16 protein-coding genes and 1 pseudogene are annotated in these 16547 nt (G+C 62.9%); 15 read left to right on the plus strand and 2 right to left on the minus strand.

What is annotated here, in order from left to right; translation table 11 throughout:
• Positions 1 to 228: 228 nt before the first annotated feature.
• The 10 genes and pseudogenes from RS897_RS28665 (at position 229) to RS897_RS28705 (ending at position 9585) form a co-directional block, all read left to right on the plus strand.
• Positions 229 to 1398 carry an amidohydrolase/deacetylase family metallohydrolase gene (locus RS897_RS28665; RefSeq protein ID WP_315832071.1) on the plus strand — a complete coding sequence of 390 codons (1170 nt, stop codon included), beginning with the start codon at positions 229 to 231 and terminating at the stop codon, positions 1396 to 1398.
• A 143-nt stretch (positions 1399 to 1541) separates the two neighbouring features.
• A complete protein-coding gene (locus tag RS897_RS28670) occupies positions 1542 to 3146 on the plus strand; it encodes an ABC transporter substrate-binding protein (protein ID WP_315832072.1) in 1605 nt (534 codons plus the stop codon).
• 17 nt (positions 3147 to 3163) lie between these two features.
• On the plus strand, positions 3164 to 4105 hold the full coding sequence (locus RS897_RS28675) for an ABC transporter permease (RefSeq protein ID WP_315832073.1): 942 nt from the start codon (positions 3164 to 3166) through the stop codon (positions 4103 to 4105).
• Positions 4102 to 5025, plus strand: coding sequence for an ABC transporter permease (locus RS897_RS28680; protein WP_315832074.1), 924 nt, complete (start codon positions 4102 to 4104; stop codon positions 5023 to 5025). Before RS897_RS28675 ends, RS897_RS28680 begins: the two co-directional genes overlap by 4 nt.
• A 59-nt stretch (positions 5026 to 5084) precedes the next feature.
• Positions 5085 to 6074 carry an ABC transporter ATP-binding protein gene (locus RS897_RS28685; RefSeq protein WP_315832075.1) on the plus strand — a complete coding sequence of 330 codons (990 nt, stop codon included), beginning with the start codon at positions 5085 to 5087 and terminating at the stop codon, positions 6072 to 6074.
• Complete coding sequence (locus RS897_RS28690) at positions 6071 to 7072, plus strand: ABC transporter ATP-binding protein (RefSeq protein ID WP_315832076.1); 1002 nt, start codon at positions 6071 to 6073, stop codon at positions 7070 to 7072. Before RS897_RS28685 ends, RS897_RS28690 begins: the two co-directional genes overlap by 4 nt.
• Before the next feature lie 205 nt (positions 7073 to 7277).
• A complete protein-coding gene (locus RS897_RS28695; RefSeq protein WP_315832077.1) occupies positions 7278 to 8459 on the plus strand; it encodes a Xaa-Pro peptidase family protein in 1182 nt (393 codons plus the stop codon).
• 235 nt (positions 8460 to 8694) lie between these two features.
• Positions 8695 to 9108, plus strand: a complete 414-nt coding sequence (locus tag RS897_RS28700; protein ID WP_315832078.1) for an amidohydrolase family protein — start codon at positions 8695 to 8697, stop codon at positions 9106 to 9108.
• Positions 9105 to 9203: pseudogene (locus RS897_RS42355) on the plus strand (hypothetical protein); the annotation flags it as partial. The gene RS897_RS28700 and the pseudogene RS897_RS42355, both read left to right, overlap by 4 nt.
• A gap of 52 nt (positions 9204 to 9255) precedes the next feature.
• Positions 9256 to 9585, plus strand: coding sequence for an amidohydrolase family protein (locus tag RS897_RS28705; RefSeq protein ID WP_407654320.1), 330 nt, complete (start codon positions 9256 to 9258; stop codon positions 9583 to 9585).
• A gap of 62 nt (positions 9586 to 9647) precedes the next feature.
• Here RS897_RS28705 and RS897_RS28710 read toward each other — a convergent pair whose 3' ends face one another.
• Both RS897_RS28710 and RS897_RS28715 read right to left on the minus strand, forming a co-directional pair.
• Entirely contained in the window at positions 9648 to 9986 is a 339-nt protein-coding gene (locus tag RS897_RS28710; RefSeq protein ID WP_315832079.1) for a DoxX family protein, read from the minus strand.
• Positions 9987 to 9989: 3 nt separating this feature from the next.
• Complete coding sequence (locus tag RS897_RS28715; protein ID WP_315832080.1) at positions 9990 to 10454, minus strand: RidA family protein; 465 nt, start codon at positions 10452 to 10454, stop codon at positions 9990 to 9992.
• Positions 10455 to 10799: 345 nt separating this feature from the next.
• On the opposite strand from RS897_RS28715, the gene RS897_RS28720 reads away from it, so the two are divergent.
• The 5 genes from RS897_RS28720 to RS897_RS28740 all read left to right on the plus strand — a co-directional run bounded on the left by RS897_RS28720 (position 10800) and on the right by RS897_RS28740 (position 16547).
• The gene (locus RS897_RS28720) at positions 10800 to 12356 is read left to right on the plus strand and encodes a sugar ABC transporter ATP-binding protein (protein WP_315832081.1); all 1557 of its coding nucleotides are present in this window, start codon (positions 10800 to 10802) and stop codon (positions 12354 to 12356) included.
• A complete protein-coding gene (locus tag RS897_RS28725; RefSeq protein ID WP_315832082.1) occupies positions 12353 to 13330 on the plus strand; it encodes an ABC transporter permease in 978 nt (325 codons plus the stop codon). Before RS897_RS28720 ends, RS897_RS28725 begins: the two co-directional genes overlap by 4 nt.
• A complete protein-coding gene (locus tag RS897_RS28730) occupies positions 13327 to 14310 on the plus strand; it encodes an ABC transporter permease (protein WP_315832083.1) in 984 nt (327 codons plus the stop codon). The genes RS897_RS28725 and RS897_RS28730 overlap by 4 nt, the downstream gene beginning before the upstream one ends.
• 68 nt (positions 14311 to 14378) lie before the next feature.
• Entirely contained in the window at positions 14379 to 15380 is a 1002-nt protein-coding gene (locus tag RS897_RS28735; RefSeq protein ID WP_315832084.1) for a sugar ABC transporter substrate-binding protein, read from the plus strand.
• A gap of 102 nt (positions 15381 to 15482) precedes the next feature.
• Positions 15483 to 16547 (plus strand): LacI family DNA-binding transcriptional regulator, encoded by a 1065-nt coding sequence (locus RS897_RS28740; protein ID WP_315832085.1) that lies wholly within the window; start codon positions 15483 to 15485, stop codon positions 16545 to 16547.

Genomic DNA, 16547 nt, shown 5'->3' on the forward strand with positions numbered 1-16547 from the left:
GAACACGACGTGGCCGAGAGAGACGCCGTATGTCTGCTTCCCGAAAAGAAGATGGATGCATGAGCCGCATTCTCGCCGTTGGTGCGGTCCACGCTGGGCTGCTCCACGAGAGGGGTGATTGCGTGTGCGTCGCGCATAGTGATTTGATACCTCACGCGCGCCAGCGCATGAACCAACACGACTGATCCTCTCGCCACTGTCTTCACGGCTTCACGTTCGGAGATTGCAATGCCTTTCGATTTGGTCCTGCGCGGGGGGCGGGTGATCGACCCGTCCCAGAAGCTCGACGCTGTTACCGATGTGGCCTTTGCCGGTGGCAAGGTGGTCATGGTCGGCAACGCGCTCAAGGTCGAGCCGGGCACGGATGTGCGCGACGTATCGGGGTATATCGTCACCCCGGGCCTGATCGATCTGCACACCCACGTTTATTGGGGCGGCACGTCGCTGGGCATCGATGCCGAGGAATTCTGCCGCACCTCCGGTGTCACCACGGCGGTCGACACCGGCAGCGCCGGACCCGGCAATTTCGCGGGTTTCCGCAAGCATGTGATCGAACCCAGCCATGTCCGCATTCTCGCCTATCTGCATGTCTCGCACGCCGGGATCTTCGGCTTCTCGAACAAGGTCATGGTCGGCGAGAGCGAAGAGCTCCGGCTGATGAATCCGATCGACGCCGTCGCCGTGGCGGACGCCAATCGTGACCTGATCGTTGGCATCAAGGTGCGAGTGGGCCGCCACTCATCGGGCACCTCGGGGATCGTGCCGCTCGATATCGCCCTCGAAGTCGCCCAGGAGGTCGGCATGCCGCTGATGGCGCATATCGATCATCCCCCGCCGAGTTATGAGGAGGTGGTCGCGCGCCTGCGCCCGGGCGACGTTCTCACCCACGCATTCCGTCCCTTTCCCAATACGGCCGTCACCGCGCAGGGTACGATAAAAAGGGTGGTTCTGGAGGCACGCGAACGCGGCGTTCTCTTCGACATCGGTCATGGCAAGGGATCTTTCGCCTTCAAAACCGCGCGCGCGATGCTGGCCAACGGCTTTTATCCCGACACCATCTCCTCGGACGTCCATCTGCTGTGCATCGACGGCCCAGCTTTCGATCAGGTGACGACCATGTCCAAGTTCCTGTGCATGGGCATGCCGCTTTCTGATGTGATCGAAGCATCGACAGTCAATGCAGCGATGGCGCTGCGGCGTCCCGAACTCGGCAGCCTCAAGCCCGGGAGTGTTGGAGACGCAACCCTGATTTCGGTCCGGGAAGGCCAGTTCGATTATATCGACGTAGTTGGCGAACATTTGATCGGCGATCGCAAGATCGTGTCCGAAGGAGTCGTCATTGGTGGTCGCTGGTGGCACTCGGCGCCGTCGTCGGAATTCAAGCAGCGCGCGGGCTAGGCGAAACGTCTGCGCTGGCATACCATTTGCAAACAACCAAGGGAGACTGCTGCATCATCTGATCGCCCGTTTCACACGTTGCGCCGATCCCCTCGGCCGGTGAGACGGGCAGACCCACCATACAACCCGACTGGGAGAGCTCTATGGATCGCAGGACTCTGTTGAAGGGATTGGCCGGAGCGGGCAGCCTGGCGGCAACGGGCGGGCTTTCGATGCCAGCGCTGTCGCAGGGCGCCGCCGCGCGCACCCTGCGTTTTGTGCCTCAGGCCAATCTCGCGAACTTCGATCCCATCTGGGGGACCCAATATGTGGTTCGCAACGCCGCCGCGCTGGTGTGGGATACTCTTTATGGCATCGACGACGCACTGCAACCGCAGCGCCAGATGGTCGAATCCGAAGAGGTGTCCGACGACGGCCTAGTCTGGACCTTCCGCCTGCGCCCCGGACTGAAGTTTCATGACGGCGAGCCGGTGCTGAGCAAGGATGTGGTGGCGAGCATTGCGCGCTGGTCGGCACGCGATCCCATGGGGCAGATGATCAAGGCGATCCAGAACGAACTGGTCGCCGTCGACGACAGGACCTTCAGATGGGCGCTGAAACAGCCTTATCCGAAGATGCTGCTGGCGCTGGCCAAGAACAATGCGCCGTGCTCCTTTATCATGCCGGAGCGCATCGCCCAGACCGATCCTTTCAAGCAGATCACCGAATATGTCGGCTCGGGCCCGATGAAGTTCGCGAAAAGCGAGTGGGTGCCCGGCGCGAAGGCGGTGTTCGAGAAATTTGCCGATTACGTGCCGCGGCAGGAGAAGGCGTCCTGGCTCGCCGGCGGCAAGCAGATGCTGGTCGATCGCATCGAATGGGTGGTGATCCCGGATCCAGCCACGGCGGCCGCTGCGCTTCAGAACGGCGAGGTCGACTGGTGGGAGAATCCGATTCCCGATCTCGTGCCGGTGCTGAAGAAGAACCGCAACATCAGCGTCGACATCGCCGATCCGCTCGGCAACATCGGCGTGTTCCGGATGAATCATCTGCATCCGCCTTTCAACGATGTCAGAGCACGCCGCGCCGTGCTCGCCGCGTTGAACCAGGAAGATTATATGCGGGCGCTGGTCGGCGATGACGAGTCGCTCTGGAAGCCGCTGCCGAGTTTCTTCACGCCGGGCACGCCGCTCTACACCGAGCAGGGCGGCGACATCCTGAAAGGCAAACGCGATATCGCCGCGGCCAAGAAGCTTCTGGCCGAGAGCGGATATGCCGGTCAGCCGATCACATGCCTGGTGGCGCAGGATCAACCGATCACCAAGGCGCAGGGCGATGTCACCGCGGAACTGTTGAAGTCGCTGGGCATGAACCTCGACTTCGTCGCCACCGATTGGGGCACGGTCGGCTCCCGCCGCGCCGTGAAGACGCCGCCGGGGCAGGGCGGCTGGCACATGTTCCACACCTGGCACTCGGGTGCCGACTGCCTCAATCCCGCCGCCTACACCGGCATTCGCGCCAATGGCGACAAGGCGTGGTGGGGCTGGCCGACCATCCCCGCGGTGGAAAAGGAAGTCGTGGCCTGGTTCGATGCCAAGACTCTCGATGAGGAGAAAGCCGCGATCGGTCGCCTCAACGCGGCGGCTTTCGAGGACGTGATCTATGCGCCGACCGGCTTCTTCCTGAGCTACACGGCGTGGCGCAAAAACGTTTCCGGCATTGTAAAGGGGCCGCTGCCGTTCTTCTGGGGCGTATCGAAAACCGCATGACGGGGCGGTGAACCCAGATGCTCTCATATATCCTCCGACGCATTCTCGCGACCTTGCCTGTGATGGCGATCGTCGCGCTGTTTGTGTTCAGCCTGCTTCACCTCGCACCGGGCGATCCGGCGGTGGTGATCGCGGGCGACCAGGCGAGTCCGGCCGACGTCGAACGCATTCGCCAGAGCCTCGGCCTCGACCGTCCCTTCCTGGTCCAGTTCGGCAGCTGGCTCTGGGGCATCCTGCATTTCGATTTGGGTACCTCGATCTTCACCAGCCTGCCGGTGACAGCCTTGATCGCGCAGCGCATCGAACCGACGCTCTCGCTGATGGTGATCACGCTGCTGCTGACCATTGTTGTCGCCGTGCCGCTCGGTGTGGTGGCGGCGTGGAAGGCGGGCAGCTGGATTGATCGCACCATCATGGCCTTCGCGGTGTTCGGCTTCTCGCTTCCCGTGTTTGTTGTCGGATATGTCCTTGCCTATGTGTTCGCGCTGGAGCTGGAGTGGCTTCCGGTGCAGGGTTACACGCCGCTGGCCCAAGGCGTCTGGCCATGGCTGAAGAACCTGATCCTTCCATCGATCGCGCTCGGCTGCGTCTACATCGCATTGATCGCGCGCATCACCCGTGCCGCCATGCTCGAGGTGCTGCAGCAGGATTATGTCCGCACCGCCCGCGCCAAGGGCCTGGGGCAGGGCAGCATCTTGTTCGTTCATGCGCTGAAGAATGCCGCCGTTCCCGTCGTCACCGTGATCGGTATCGGCATCGCGCTGCTGATCGGCGGTGCGGTGGTGACGGAGAGCGTGTTCGCCATTCCGGGCCTTGGCCGGCTGACCATCGATGCGATCCTGCGCCGTGACTATCCCGTCATCCAGGGCATCGTGCTGCTGTTCAGCTTTGTCTATGTGCTGGTCAATTTGATGATCGACCTCGTCTACACCCTGATCGACCCGAGGATCCGCTATTGACAGTCCAGACCGTTCGCACCGTGCCCGTGCCGCCGGGCCTTGTCATCGCGCCGCAACTGCCGGACCTGCTGTTGCCGGTGGCCGTCCGGCGCGGGATCATCGGCTTCCTGCGCAACCATCCGACCGTCGCGATCGGCGGCGCGTTGCTGCTCTGCCTCGTGCTGATGGCGATCTTCGCGCCTTATCTCGGCACGGTCGATCCGACCGCGCTGGCGCCGGCCAAACGCACGCGCGCGCCGTCGGCGGCCTTCTGGTTCGGCACCGACGCGCTGGGCCGCGATATCTATTCACGTGTGCTGTACGGGGCGCGGGTTTCGCTCACCGTCGGCCTGTCGGTGGCGGCGCTGGCATCGCTCGCGGGCCTCGCCATCGGTCTCGTCTCGGGTTTCGTGCGGTGGGCTGATGGGATCGTCATGCGGTTCATGGACGGGCTGATGTCGATCCCGCCGATCCTGCTTGCGATCGCGCTGATGGCGCTGACACGCGGCAGTGTCGGCAATGTCATTTTGGCGATCACGGTTGCCGAAATCCCGCGAGTGTCGCGCCTGGTGCGCAGTGTGGTGCTGTCGTTGCGCGAACAGCCCTATGTCGACGGCGCCACGGCGTCCGGCACGCGAACGCCGATGATCATCCTGCGGCACATCCTGCCCAACACGCTGGCGCCAATGCTGGTCCAGGCCACCTATGTCTGTGCCAGCGCCATGATCGTGGAGTCTATCCTCTCTTTTATTGGCGCCGGCACGCCGCCCACCATTCCGTCCTGGGGCAACATCATGGCCGAGGGCAGGGCTCTGTGGCAGGTGAAGCCCTACATCGTGTTCTTTCCCGCCGCGTTCCTGTCCGTCACCGTGCTTGCCGTCAATCTGGTCGGTGATGGCCTGCGCGATGCGCTTGATCCGCGCATGGCCAAAAATCTGTAGAGCGTTTTCTCTAGAACGCTTCACGATCCGGTTCGTCGTCACAATGGGGATACCAGACGGTGGCATTGCTCGAAGTCCAAAATCTGCAGACCCATTTCCGCACCCCCGAGGGGATCAACCGCGCTGTCGATGGCGTCTCCTTTCATGTCGACGAAGGCGAGACGCTGGCCATTGTCGGTGAATCCGGCTGCGGCAAGTCGGTCACCTCAATGTCGTTGATGCGGCTCATCCCCGAGCCCCCGGGCAAGATCGGTGGTTCGATCCGCTTTCAGGGCAAGGAGCTGCTGCAACTCTCCGACCGCGAGATGCGCGCCATCCGCGGCAACGACATCTCGATGATCTTCCAGGAGCCGATGACAAGCCTCAATCCGGTGCTGACGGTGGGACGGCAGATTGGCGAGACCTTGCGGATGCACCAGGGACTGGACAAGCAGGCCGCGGAGGCCCGAGCCATCGAGATGCTGACCCTGGTCGGGATCCCGGAGCCGGCGCGGCGGGTGCGCGAATATCCGCACCAGCTCTCCGGCGGCATGCGTCAGCGTGTGATGATCGCCATGGCGCTGGCCTGCAACCCGAAGCTCCTGATCGCCGACGAGCCGACCACGGCGCTGGACGTCACCATTCAGGCCCAGATCCTGAATTTGATGCTGGATCTCAAGCACCGCATCGGTGCCGCGATCGTGCTGATCACCCATGATCTCGGCGTGGTCGCCGAAATCGCCGAACGTGTCATGGTGATGTATGCCGGCCGCAAGGTCGAGGAGGCGCCGGTGGCCGAGCTGTTTCGCTCTCCGCGTCATCCCTATACGCAGGGTTTGCTCGGTGCGGTGCCGAGGCTCGGCTCCACTTTGACCGGTGCGGCGCGACGCCTTGCGGAGATCCCCGGGCAGGTGCCGAGCCTCAAACAGCGCATCGAAGGCTGCGTCTTCGCGGGGCGCTGTTCGCTGGTGACCGATCTTTGCCGAGAGGTCGCGCCGGGTCTTGAAGAGAAGGGGCCTCGTCACATCGCAGCCTGCCACTACGCGCGCAAGGAGGCAGCCGCCGCATGAGCAGCGCCCCGCTTCTTCAAGTCAACGATCTCAAGAAGTATTTTCCGGTTCGCGGTGGCCTGTTCAGCCGCATGTCCGGCAAGGTCCACGCCGTGGATGGCGTGTCGTTCGAGGTTCGGCGCGGCGAAACCTTGTCTCTGGTCGGAGAGTCCGGTTGCGGCAAGTCGACGGTTGGCCGGGCCATCCTGCGGTTGCTCGACATCACCGCCGGCCAGGTGGTGCTGGATGGTCAGCGTATCGACGGTCTGTCGCCCGATGGTTTGCGCGGCATGCGCCGCCGCGTGCAGGTGGTGTTCCAGGATCCGTTCTCCAGCCTCAATCCACGGATGCGGGTGCGCGATATCCTGGCGGAACCGATCCGCAATTTCGGCCTTGCCAAGTCGTCCGCCGATCTCGAGGCCAAGGTCGCGGCGCTGATGGACACCGTCCAACTGCCGCGCGATGCGCTCAATCGCCGGCCACACGAGTTTTCAGGCGGACAACGCCAGCGCATCGGCATCGCCCGGGCATTGGCGGCGGAGCCGGAACTGATAGTCTGTGACGAGGCGGTCTCTGCGCTCGATGTCTCGGTCAAGGCGCAGATCGTCAATTTGCTGCAGGACCTGCAGCGGGAGTTCGGCCTCGCGCTGCTGTTCATCAGCCACGATCTCGCGATTGTCGAACACATGACCCACCGCGTCGCGGTGATGTATCTCGGCAAGATTGTCGAAATGGCGCCTCGGCAACAGATCTTCACCGCGCCGCGGCATCCCTACACCCGGGCGCTGCTTTCCGCCGTGCCGGTGCCGGAGCCAGGAGCCGCCCGTAACCGGGTCATCCTGAAGGGCGACGTGCCGAGCCCGATCAATCCGCCCAGCGGGTGCCGTTTCCACACCCGCTGTCCCTACGTCTTTGATCGCTGCCGGACGGAGGAGCCGGAGTTCCGGCTGGCCGACGAGGGGCAATGGGTGGCGTGTCATCTCGACGCGTTGCCGGACAGGCCAGCGCCCGCGCAGTGACGCGCCGGCGGATCCTCTGGGACAATGGGCTATCAGCGCAATCTCGGTGCGCGGCGTTTGTCTGTCGGTCGCATGTCGGAATCTGAGTGCTGAAGGCGGCGCAGGATGCTGCTACACTGGTGCCCAATCTGTGCGGCTGCCGTTGGTCTCTGCCGCGAGTCAATCCGATGCACCGCGACGCGATTGTTCAGGAAGGCATCTTGCAATGAATAGTCAACCGACCGCTCTGGCGTCGAAGATCCCGTTCGACGCTGACAAGCTCGATACGCTGCTCGATCAGGCCGGGATCGATATCCTGATCGCCACGTCCAAGCACAACGTGCAGTATTTGCTGGGCGGATATCGTTTCTTCTTCTTCGATTACATGGATGCGATCGGTCTCAGCCGTTATCTGCCGGTTCTGATCTATCCCAAAGGGCGGCCCGACAAAGCGGTGTTTATCGGTTACGGCCTCGAGAAGTACGAGAAGGAGCTGAACCGGTTCTGGACTCCGACCGCAGACACGTCGAGCAGAACCAGTGTGGGGGCGGCGCAGTTGGCGGTCTCCCATATCGGGAAAATGGGCGTTGCTTCGGCAAAAATCGGCGTGGAGACCGCGTTTCTTCCGGTGGATGCCGCCGATGCGCTGCGCTCCGCATTTTCCGGCAACCAGATTGTCGATGCGACGGTGCCGCTGGAGCGGCTCCGCGCACGCAAGACGGCGGAGGAGCTGTCCTTCCTGAAGCAGGCGTCCGAGCGTGTCGTTGCCTCGATGCAGGCTGCGTTCGCGGCATCAAAACCAGGTATGACCAAACACGATGTCGTTCGGCGCTTGCGCCATGAGGAGATCGATCGTGACCTCATGTTCGAATATTGTCTGATCACCGCCGGCACCAGCTTCAACCGCGCACCCTCCGATCAGCAACTCAGGGTCGGTGACATCATGTCGCTCGACTCCGGCGCCAACTACCATAGCTACATCGGTGACCTCTGCCGTATGGGCATTCTCGGCCAACCGGATTCCGAGCTTGTGGATCTGCTGGCCGAAATCGAAACCATCCAGCAGGCCGCGCGCAAGCCGATCCAAGCGGGCGCGCGGGGCGGCGACATCTTCGCGACGGCGGAAGCCGTGATGCACAGCTCGCCAAATGTGTCTTGTCTCGAATTTCTGGCGCATGGAATGGGGTTGGTCAGCCACGAGGCTCCGCGGTTGACCAGCACGGGACCCGTTCCGTACCCGGGCTACGACGTCGACCGCGCGCTCGAGAGCGGCATGGTGATCTCGATTGAAACCACCATGCATCACCCGAAACGAGGTTTTATCAAGCTCGAGGATACCATTACTGTCACCGATAGCGGGTGGGAAGGATTTGGCGATGCAGGCCGGACCTGGAATGTCGTCACATAGGAGAAGTGCGGAACGGCTTGCATGAGCCGCGAGACAATGGACGTGGCGCCGAAGGACCGCCTCAATTCGCGTTGTCGATCTCCGCGCCTCGTTCCCGGGCGCTTGCGCAAGTGAGGCGTCGATCAATCTCAATTTCTGGACTTATGAAAATCCGGAAACGTGGCCAGGATTCCGGTTGGGAAATCATGACGCATCGATCGGGCCAGCCATGGTCCGCAATTGGAAGGAATGAAAGTTGAAGCCAATTCCCACCATCGACGGTCATCATCACATCTGGCGGCTCAAGGACCTGGCCTGGCTGTCCGGCCCGCAGGTGCCGCGCATCTTCGGTCCTTATGAATCGATCTGCCGCGACTATCCGGTCGACGAGTTTCGTGCCGACACCGACGGCTGTAATGTCGTCAAGTCAGTTTATGTGCAGACCAATTGGCCGGCCGGGCAAAGCTATGACGAAGCCAAATGGGTCCAGTCGGTGTCCGACGCCACCGGCTGGCCGCACGCCAATGTGGCCCATGCCGATCTTGCCGATCCGGACTGCGGCGCCCTGATCAAGCGCCTGGCGCAATTGCCGGCGACACGCGGCATCCGGCAGCAGCTGCACTGGCATCAGAATGCCCAGTATCGCTTCGCCCCCATCCCGAAGTCATGAACGATCCGATCTGGCGCAAAGGGCTCGCGCATCTCTCCGACCACGGGCTGCTGTTCGAGATCCAGCTGTTCACCAGCCAGATGGCGCATGGTGCGGCGCTGGCCCGCGCATTTCCCGATACCGTGTTCGTGCTGGAGCACGCCGGCCATGCTGGAGGATATGTCGGAGCAGGGCTGGACGCGATGGCGCGAGGGCATGCAGGCGCTGGCCGCCGCGCCGAACATGAACGTCAAGCTATCCGGGCTCGGGACCTTCGTCCACGCCTGCCGCGCCGATGTCATGGGGCCGATCATCAAGGAGACGGTAAAAATCTTCGGTGCCGACCGCTGTCTTTACGGCAGCAATTTTCCGATCGAGAAACTCTGGACCGATTACCGCACGCTCTACACCACGTTCCGTGGTGCGATCGATCATCTGAGCGAAGACGAGCAGAGCGCGATCCTGCACGGCACGGCGGCCCGGCTTTATCGCATTTGAAGCCAACCGTTCGGGGCCTTGGGCCAAATATGAGCAACTTTTCCCTTCGGGCGGCCTGAGTGCTAGGCAAACCAGCCCCACGCGTGGGCGGCGGTCAGCAGTGTGACCGCCAGCAACAAGGCCGGATACTCCACGCGCATGAATTCGCGGTGCCGCCATAACGTGGCAATCACGCCGAGCAGGACGATGACGGCGATCGCGCAGCCGATCGGGCGAAGCGAAGGGATCAACAGGGCAGCCGCCGCAATCCATTCCAGCACGCCGACTCCGATGCGCAGGCGCTCGGAGTATCCCCATGCGCGAAATTCCGCGCGGATGAAATCCGGCGCGGTCAGGTTCAGCCATCCCGCGCGAGCCATGACCACGGCGAGCAGGATGGACAGAATATCCGGGGTGCTCATCCCTTAGCGATCTCTGGGAAGCGCCGCGATCATGTCCAGCTCCACCCGCGCGCCGGGTGTCGAGAGCTGGTTGATGCAGATGGTCGTGCTCGCCGGCGTCCAGTCGCCGAAATATTCCTTCAGCACCGCCACCATGCCGTCCTGGTCGCGGATGTCGGTGAGATATTTCGTGACCTTGACGATATCGGTCCAGGTCAGCCCTTCGTGGTCGAGAATGGTCTTGATGGTGTCCATGGCGCGGCGGGTCTGGTCCACGATCGAGTTGGGATGATCGTGCTCCGCCAGCACATGCGGATGCTTGTGATAGAGCGGTGAGGGGGTGGAGCCCGAAATGAACAGCAGCCCGCAAGGACTCTCGACACGGATCGCCGGTGCATAAGGCATGTCGACCTTGCGCTCGGGATTGGTCTGGATCTCCTTGATGTCCGGGTTGGAGGGGGAGGTGGCGAAGGCGGGGCGTCTCGTCATGGGTGTTTCTCTCCAGGCTGCCCGAACCGTGACGTGACACCTGATCGGCTCCCGCGTTCGAGACGCGTCGCGTGGCGCACACCGGCTTGCGGCATCGTCTGTACCGCGATCAAATCGCATGTGCAATCGCTTGCACAAAATATTCGATGGATGATATGCCGGGCAGTCCAATATCTGCCTGTAAATACTGAATTATTATGGATTTTATCTTTTTCGGTCGACGGATTGCGACAGTTTTGCTCCGCTCGTGACGATTTTTCGAGCTTGATTGTGCAATCGTTTGCCAATATGGCTCGCTCAACAAAGAACGCATCTTGTGCGGTGAGGGGACGGATACGCGTGCTGATGAACGAGCAAAGCCCCGATCATGGGTCCGGATTGAAGGTGTCGTCGTTGCCTGGGGATATCGACATCAGACATGACGTGCCGCTGCTGCGGCTGATCGACATCAGCAAGTCGTTTCCAGGCGTGCATGCGCTCAAGGGCGTGTCGCTCGAAATCCATGCCGGCGAGGTGCACGTCATTCTCGGTCAGAATGGCGCCGGCAAGTCATCCCTCATCAAGGTGCTGTGCGGCGCTTATCTCGCCGATGGCGGTGCGATCGAGTGCGACGGTCGTAACGTCGTCGTTCGCGGTCCAGCCGATGCCAATGCCATCGGTGTGGCCGTCATCTTCCAGGAGTTCTCGCTCGCGCCGTATCTCGACATTGCGCAGAACATCTTTCTTGGCCGCGAGCGCGCTTTCACCAAGGCTGGCGTGATCGACAAGGCGGCGATGCATGCTGCGGCGCGCGATGTGCTGGCGCAGCTCGGCCTGGGTTACGACACCCGTACCTTCGCCGCCGATCTCGGCGTGGCGCAGCAGCAGATGGTGGAAATCGCCAAGGCGCTGTCGCAGAATGCTCGGATCCTGGTGATGGATGAGCCGACCGCGGCGATTTCCGACCGGGAATCGGAACGGCTGTTCGAGGTCATCGCGCGGCTCAAGCAGCGCGGCGTGGCCATCGTCTACATTTCCCACCGGATGAAAGAGGTCATGGCGCTGGGCGACCGCATCACCGTGATGCGGGATGGCTCCGTGGTGGCCACCTTCCGACGCAATGAAGTCAGTGCGGACGAGATGGTCCGCGCCATGATCGGGCGCTCACTTGACGGGCTGGCGCGGCGTGAGCCGGCGACCGCCGGCGCGCCGGTGTTGACCGTGACGCATATGCGCACTGCCAAACTGTCCGATATCTCACTGGAGGTACGTGCCGGAGAAGTGGTGGGACTGGCCGGTCTGGTTGGTTCGGGACGCACCGAAGTGGTGCGTGCGATTTTCGGCGTCGATCCCGTTCTCGGTGGCGATATCAGCCTGAATGGCGTGGCATTCGCGCAGCGTCCGGATCGCAGCACGCGTGCCGGCCTCGCGCTGTTGCCGGAAGACCGCAAGCGGGAAGGCCTCGCGCTGCCGCTCGCGGTGCGTGAGAACGCAACCGCGGCGGCGCTGTGGCGCTTGTTCCGGCGCGGCTGGTTCGCGCCGGCGACAGCCGAGCAGGTGTGCCGTGACCTGATTACACGATTGAACATCGCAACGCCCGGATCCGCGCAGGTGGTGCGTAATCTCAGCGGCGGCAATCAGCAGAAGGTGGTGCTCGGCAAGTGGCTCGCCGCCGGATCGCGGCTTTTCATGCTGGATGAGCCGACCCGCGGTGTTGACGTCGGTGCCAAGACCGAGATCTACCGCTTGATCGATGATCTCGTGAAGGACGGCGCCGCCGTGCTGGTGATCAGTTCGGAGCTGCCGGAGCTGATCCATCTGTGCGACCGCGCCTATGTCATGCGCGATTACCGCATCGTCGGCCATCTCGCCCGCGACGAGCTTTCGGAAAAAGCCATTCTCGACCTGGCGGTGCAGCAATGACGGATCAGATCGTCCATGAAAGTCCGGTGAGCCTCGGGGCGCTGTTACGGCGCATCCCCGGTGTCTCGTTCATCCTGGTCGGCATGATCGTGGTTTTCGCTGTTGGCAACCCGCGGTTCCTGTCCGGCGTCAATCTCGCCAACATCGGCCTGCAGGCCTCGCTGCTGCTGATGCTGGCATTGCCGATGACCCTGATCATTCTCACCGCGGGGCTGGACCTCTCGGTGGGGGCATTGCTCGGCCTGTGCGGTGTGGTGATCGCGGCGCTTCTGGTCGCAGGATGGAGCCTTCCGGTCGCCGTTGTGGCGGCGCTTTTTGTCGGGCTCGTGTTCGGCGCGGTGAACGGCATTCTGATCAGTTATCTTGCGCTGCCGGCGTTCGTGGTCACCCTCGGCACCATGGGACTTTGCGAAGGCTTGTCGCTGGTCATCACCAATGGCGATCCGATCGGCGGCTTCACGCCCGCGCTCGAGGTCTTCTATCGCTCCACGGTGCTTGCGGTGCCGACCCCGGTGGTGGTGGCCGCCGCGTTCTATGCTCTGCTCTGGCTGGTGCTCTACCGCACCCGTTTCGGCAATTATGTCTTCGCGATCGGCGGCAACAAGGATGCGCTGCATCTCGCCGGCATCAAGGCCAATCTCGTTCATATGAGCGCGTACGTGCTTTGCAGCCTGTCCGTCGCGCTGTCGGCGCTGTTGCTGCTGGGGCGGACCAATTCGGCGCATCCCTCGGTGGCTGTCGGCATGGAGTTCGAGGCCATTGCCGCGGTGGTGCTTGGCGGCACCTCGTTCGAGAAGGGGCAGGGCTGGCTGTTCGGGACGGTTCTCGGCGTGCTGGCCATCACGGTGCTTCGCAACGGCCTCAATATTCTGTCGGTCGAGCCGTCGCTGCAGGTCGTCTGCGTCGGCGTGCTCCTGATCGCGGCGCTGCTGATCGATCGCAACCGCAAACGCACATCCAGGGACGCGGCATGACGACCATGGTGAACCCGGCTCTTCCGTCCCGCTCCGCGCAGCAATTGGCTCCCGGCACGCTCGCCATCCTGGTGCGGCTCGGCCTGATCGCCGCGATTGCCGTGATGCTGGCGGTCGTCAGTCCGGGCTTCGTGGCCGCGGATAATCTTCTCAACATCCTGCGGCAGGCGAGCCTGCTGTTCCTGGTGGCGTCGGGCCTGACGCTGGTGATCATCGGCGGCGGGCTTGATCTGTCCGTCGGCGCCAACCTCACGCTCTGCGCGTGTCTTTCGGCCGCCGCGATCAAGAGCACGGGACAGCCGGTCGCGGGCGTCGTGGTCGCGCTGGGGTGCGGAGCATTGGTCGGCCTAACCAACGGTGTGCTGATCAACCGTCTGAAAATTCCCGCCTTCCTCGCCACCTTCGGCATGCTGTGGGTGGCGCAGGGCATCGCCTACTGGTTCATGGCCGGGCAGGTGGTGTACGGCTTCCCGCCCGCGTTCCGCTTCTTCGGCGGTGGTTTCTGGCTCGGCATTCCCGTGCCGATCTGGGTCATGTCGATGGTCGGCGCCTGCGGCCTGGTGTTCATGTCGCGCACCACCATGGGGCGGGAAGTCTATCTCATGGGTGCCAATGAAGCGGCCGCGGTGTTGTCCGGTATTCCGGTCGGCCGGCGCCGGGTCCTGCTTTATGTGGTGAGCGGACTGATGGCCGGGCTCGCCGCCCTGATCTATGTCGCCCGTCTCAACGCCGCGGAGCCCGGCATCGGCGAGCCGCTTCTGCTGCCGGCAATTGCTGCCGTGCTTGTCGGCGGCACCTCGCTGTTCGGCGGCAGCGGCGGCGTGTTCGGCACGCTGCTGGGCGCGATCATTCTCACCTTGATCGTCAACGCCCTGAATCTCCTGAACGTGAGCGCCACCTGGCATCCGTTCGTCACCGGCGCCATCGTGCTGGTGGCGATGCTGGCGGATGCGGCAGTCAATCGCGGGGCGCGGAAATGAGTACCCGGCCGCCCGTGCAGGCGTCTGGTTATCTGATGATGCAGCTGATTTTCATTGAGAGGGGTATCATGACGATCCGAACTGCCCAAAATACAGTCAAGAATGCCGGACGATCGCTTGCGGCAATCGGCGCTGCAGTCTGCTGGCTTGCTGCGTCGCCTGCGTTTGCCGACGGCGAGGTGATCGCGGCATTTACCAAGAACCAGGTCGATCCGCACTTCGAAGGCGTGCGCGCCGGGGTCGAGCAGGTCGCGAAGAAAATGGGCGCCACGGTCCGCCAGTATGTGCCGACCAAGCCCAACAACATCACCGAAGGCATGTCCCAGCTCGAGGATGTCGGGGTTACCAAGCCGAACCTCGTCCTGTTCATGCCGATTGATCCGAAGGCCCAGTTGCCTACCATCAAGCGGCTGATCGAGGCGGGCACACCGGTCGTCAACTACAACGACAAGGCCGGCGACGCGCCGTATCTCGCCTTTGTGGGCGAGGATGACTACAAGCTGGGATACGACATTGCCAAGACCCTGTTCGATCATCTCGGCGGCAAGGGCAATGTGGTGATCCTTGAGGGCATCAAGGGCTCCAACACCGGTGACGAGCGCAAGCGCGGCTTCGACGCTGCGCTCAAGGAGTATCCCAACATCAAGCTGCTGGCTTCTCAGCCGGCCAACTTCCAGCGCCTGCTTGGTCTGCAGGTGATGGAAAACCTGATCCAGCAGTTCAGCACCATCGACGGCGTCATTGCGGCCGCGGATGCCTCGGCGCTTGGCGCGGCGGAGGCGCTGAAATCGGCCGGACGCGGCAACGTGGCCGTGGTGTCGATCAATGGCGTTCCGGAAGCGGTGGAGGCGGTGAAGAACGGCGGTTTGCTCGCCATCGCCGAGTTCAACGGCTTCAAGATCGGTTGCGTCGCGACCGAGATCGGTCTCAAGGCGATACGTGGCGAGACCGTTCCGAAGCAGGTCGTAATCCCCGGCGCCATTATCACCAAGGCGAATCATGCGGAGTGGCTGGTGCCTTATCAGCGGCGGACGTGTCCGACCGCGGCGAGTTATGTCGCAAAATGGTAGTGGGCAGTACCAGTTGCTGAACCCTTCTCCCGGTGGGTTTGCCCGCCGGGAGACCATTTGCTATCTGCTGGCGCTTCGATTTCATGCAAGGACGTCTGACGATTGACAGGCCCTTCAAAAGGTAAACGGCCGACTCTCAAGGACGTCGCGGCGCATGTCGGCGTGCACTATTCGACCGTGTCGCGCGCGCTGGATCCCGCCACGGCGCATCGTATCACCGATGAAGTCCGGGCCCGCGTCCTGGCGGCCGTTGCCGAGCTAAATTATCGTCACAACGCGGCCGCGGCCACGCTGCGCACCAAATCCAGCAAGACCATCGGCATTGTCGTTCCCGACATCACCAACAGCCTGTTCGGCCCGATCATCAAGGGCATCGACAGCGTGTCGTCCCAGCATGGCTATGTGGCGCTGATTGGCAACACCGACAACAGTCCTGACAAAGAAGGACAGCTGATCAGCACTTTTCTCGCGCGCGGCATCGAGGGGCTGATCGTTGCCAGCGCGCTGCGCGAGGACGACGTGGTGTCGGCGGTCGCCCACGACGGTACGCCGATCGTGACGGTGAACAGCCATGTCGACGACGATTCCGTACCATCGGTCAGCTACAATGTGCGGCCCAGCATTGGTGCGCTTGTCAAGCATCTGGCGGACCTCGGCCACCGGCGCATTGCTTTTATTTCCGGACCGTCGTCCTGGTCGACCGCGGAGGAGCGTCTTGCGGCGTATCGCTACTGGATCGGCCGGGTCAAGGCGGTCGCCTCCGACGATCTGATCGTCTTCAGCCGGGAGTATCGCGAGGAGGAGGGCGCGCGCTGCACTGAGGAGCTGCTGAAGTCAGGCGTGTCCTTTACGGCGCTTATGTGCGCCAGCGACGTGCTGGCGTTCGGGGCGCTGAAGACGCTGGAACAGCACGGCCTGCAATGTCCGGCCGATATTTCGGTGACGGGCTTCAACGATGTCCCCATGGCGGAGCGGTGGTCGCCGCCGCTGACCACGATCCGGGTCGATCCCTTCCAGGCCGGCAAGGCCGCCGCCGAAATCCTGTTCGCCGACATGAAGGTCACCCCCGAGGAGCGGCTGCCCAAGCATGTGCTGCTGCCGGCGTCGATGGTTGTCCGGGGGTCGACCGCGGCGCCGTCGCCGCTGCGAAGGGCGAAGGAGATGTGA

This window comes from Bradyrhizobium prioriisuperbiae, assembly GCF_032397745.1.
GTDB classification, from domain to species: domain Bacteria; phylum Pseudomonadota; class Alphaproteobacteria; order Rhizobiales; family Xanthobacteraceae; genus Bradyrhizobium_A; species Bradyrhizobium_A prioriisuperbiae.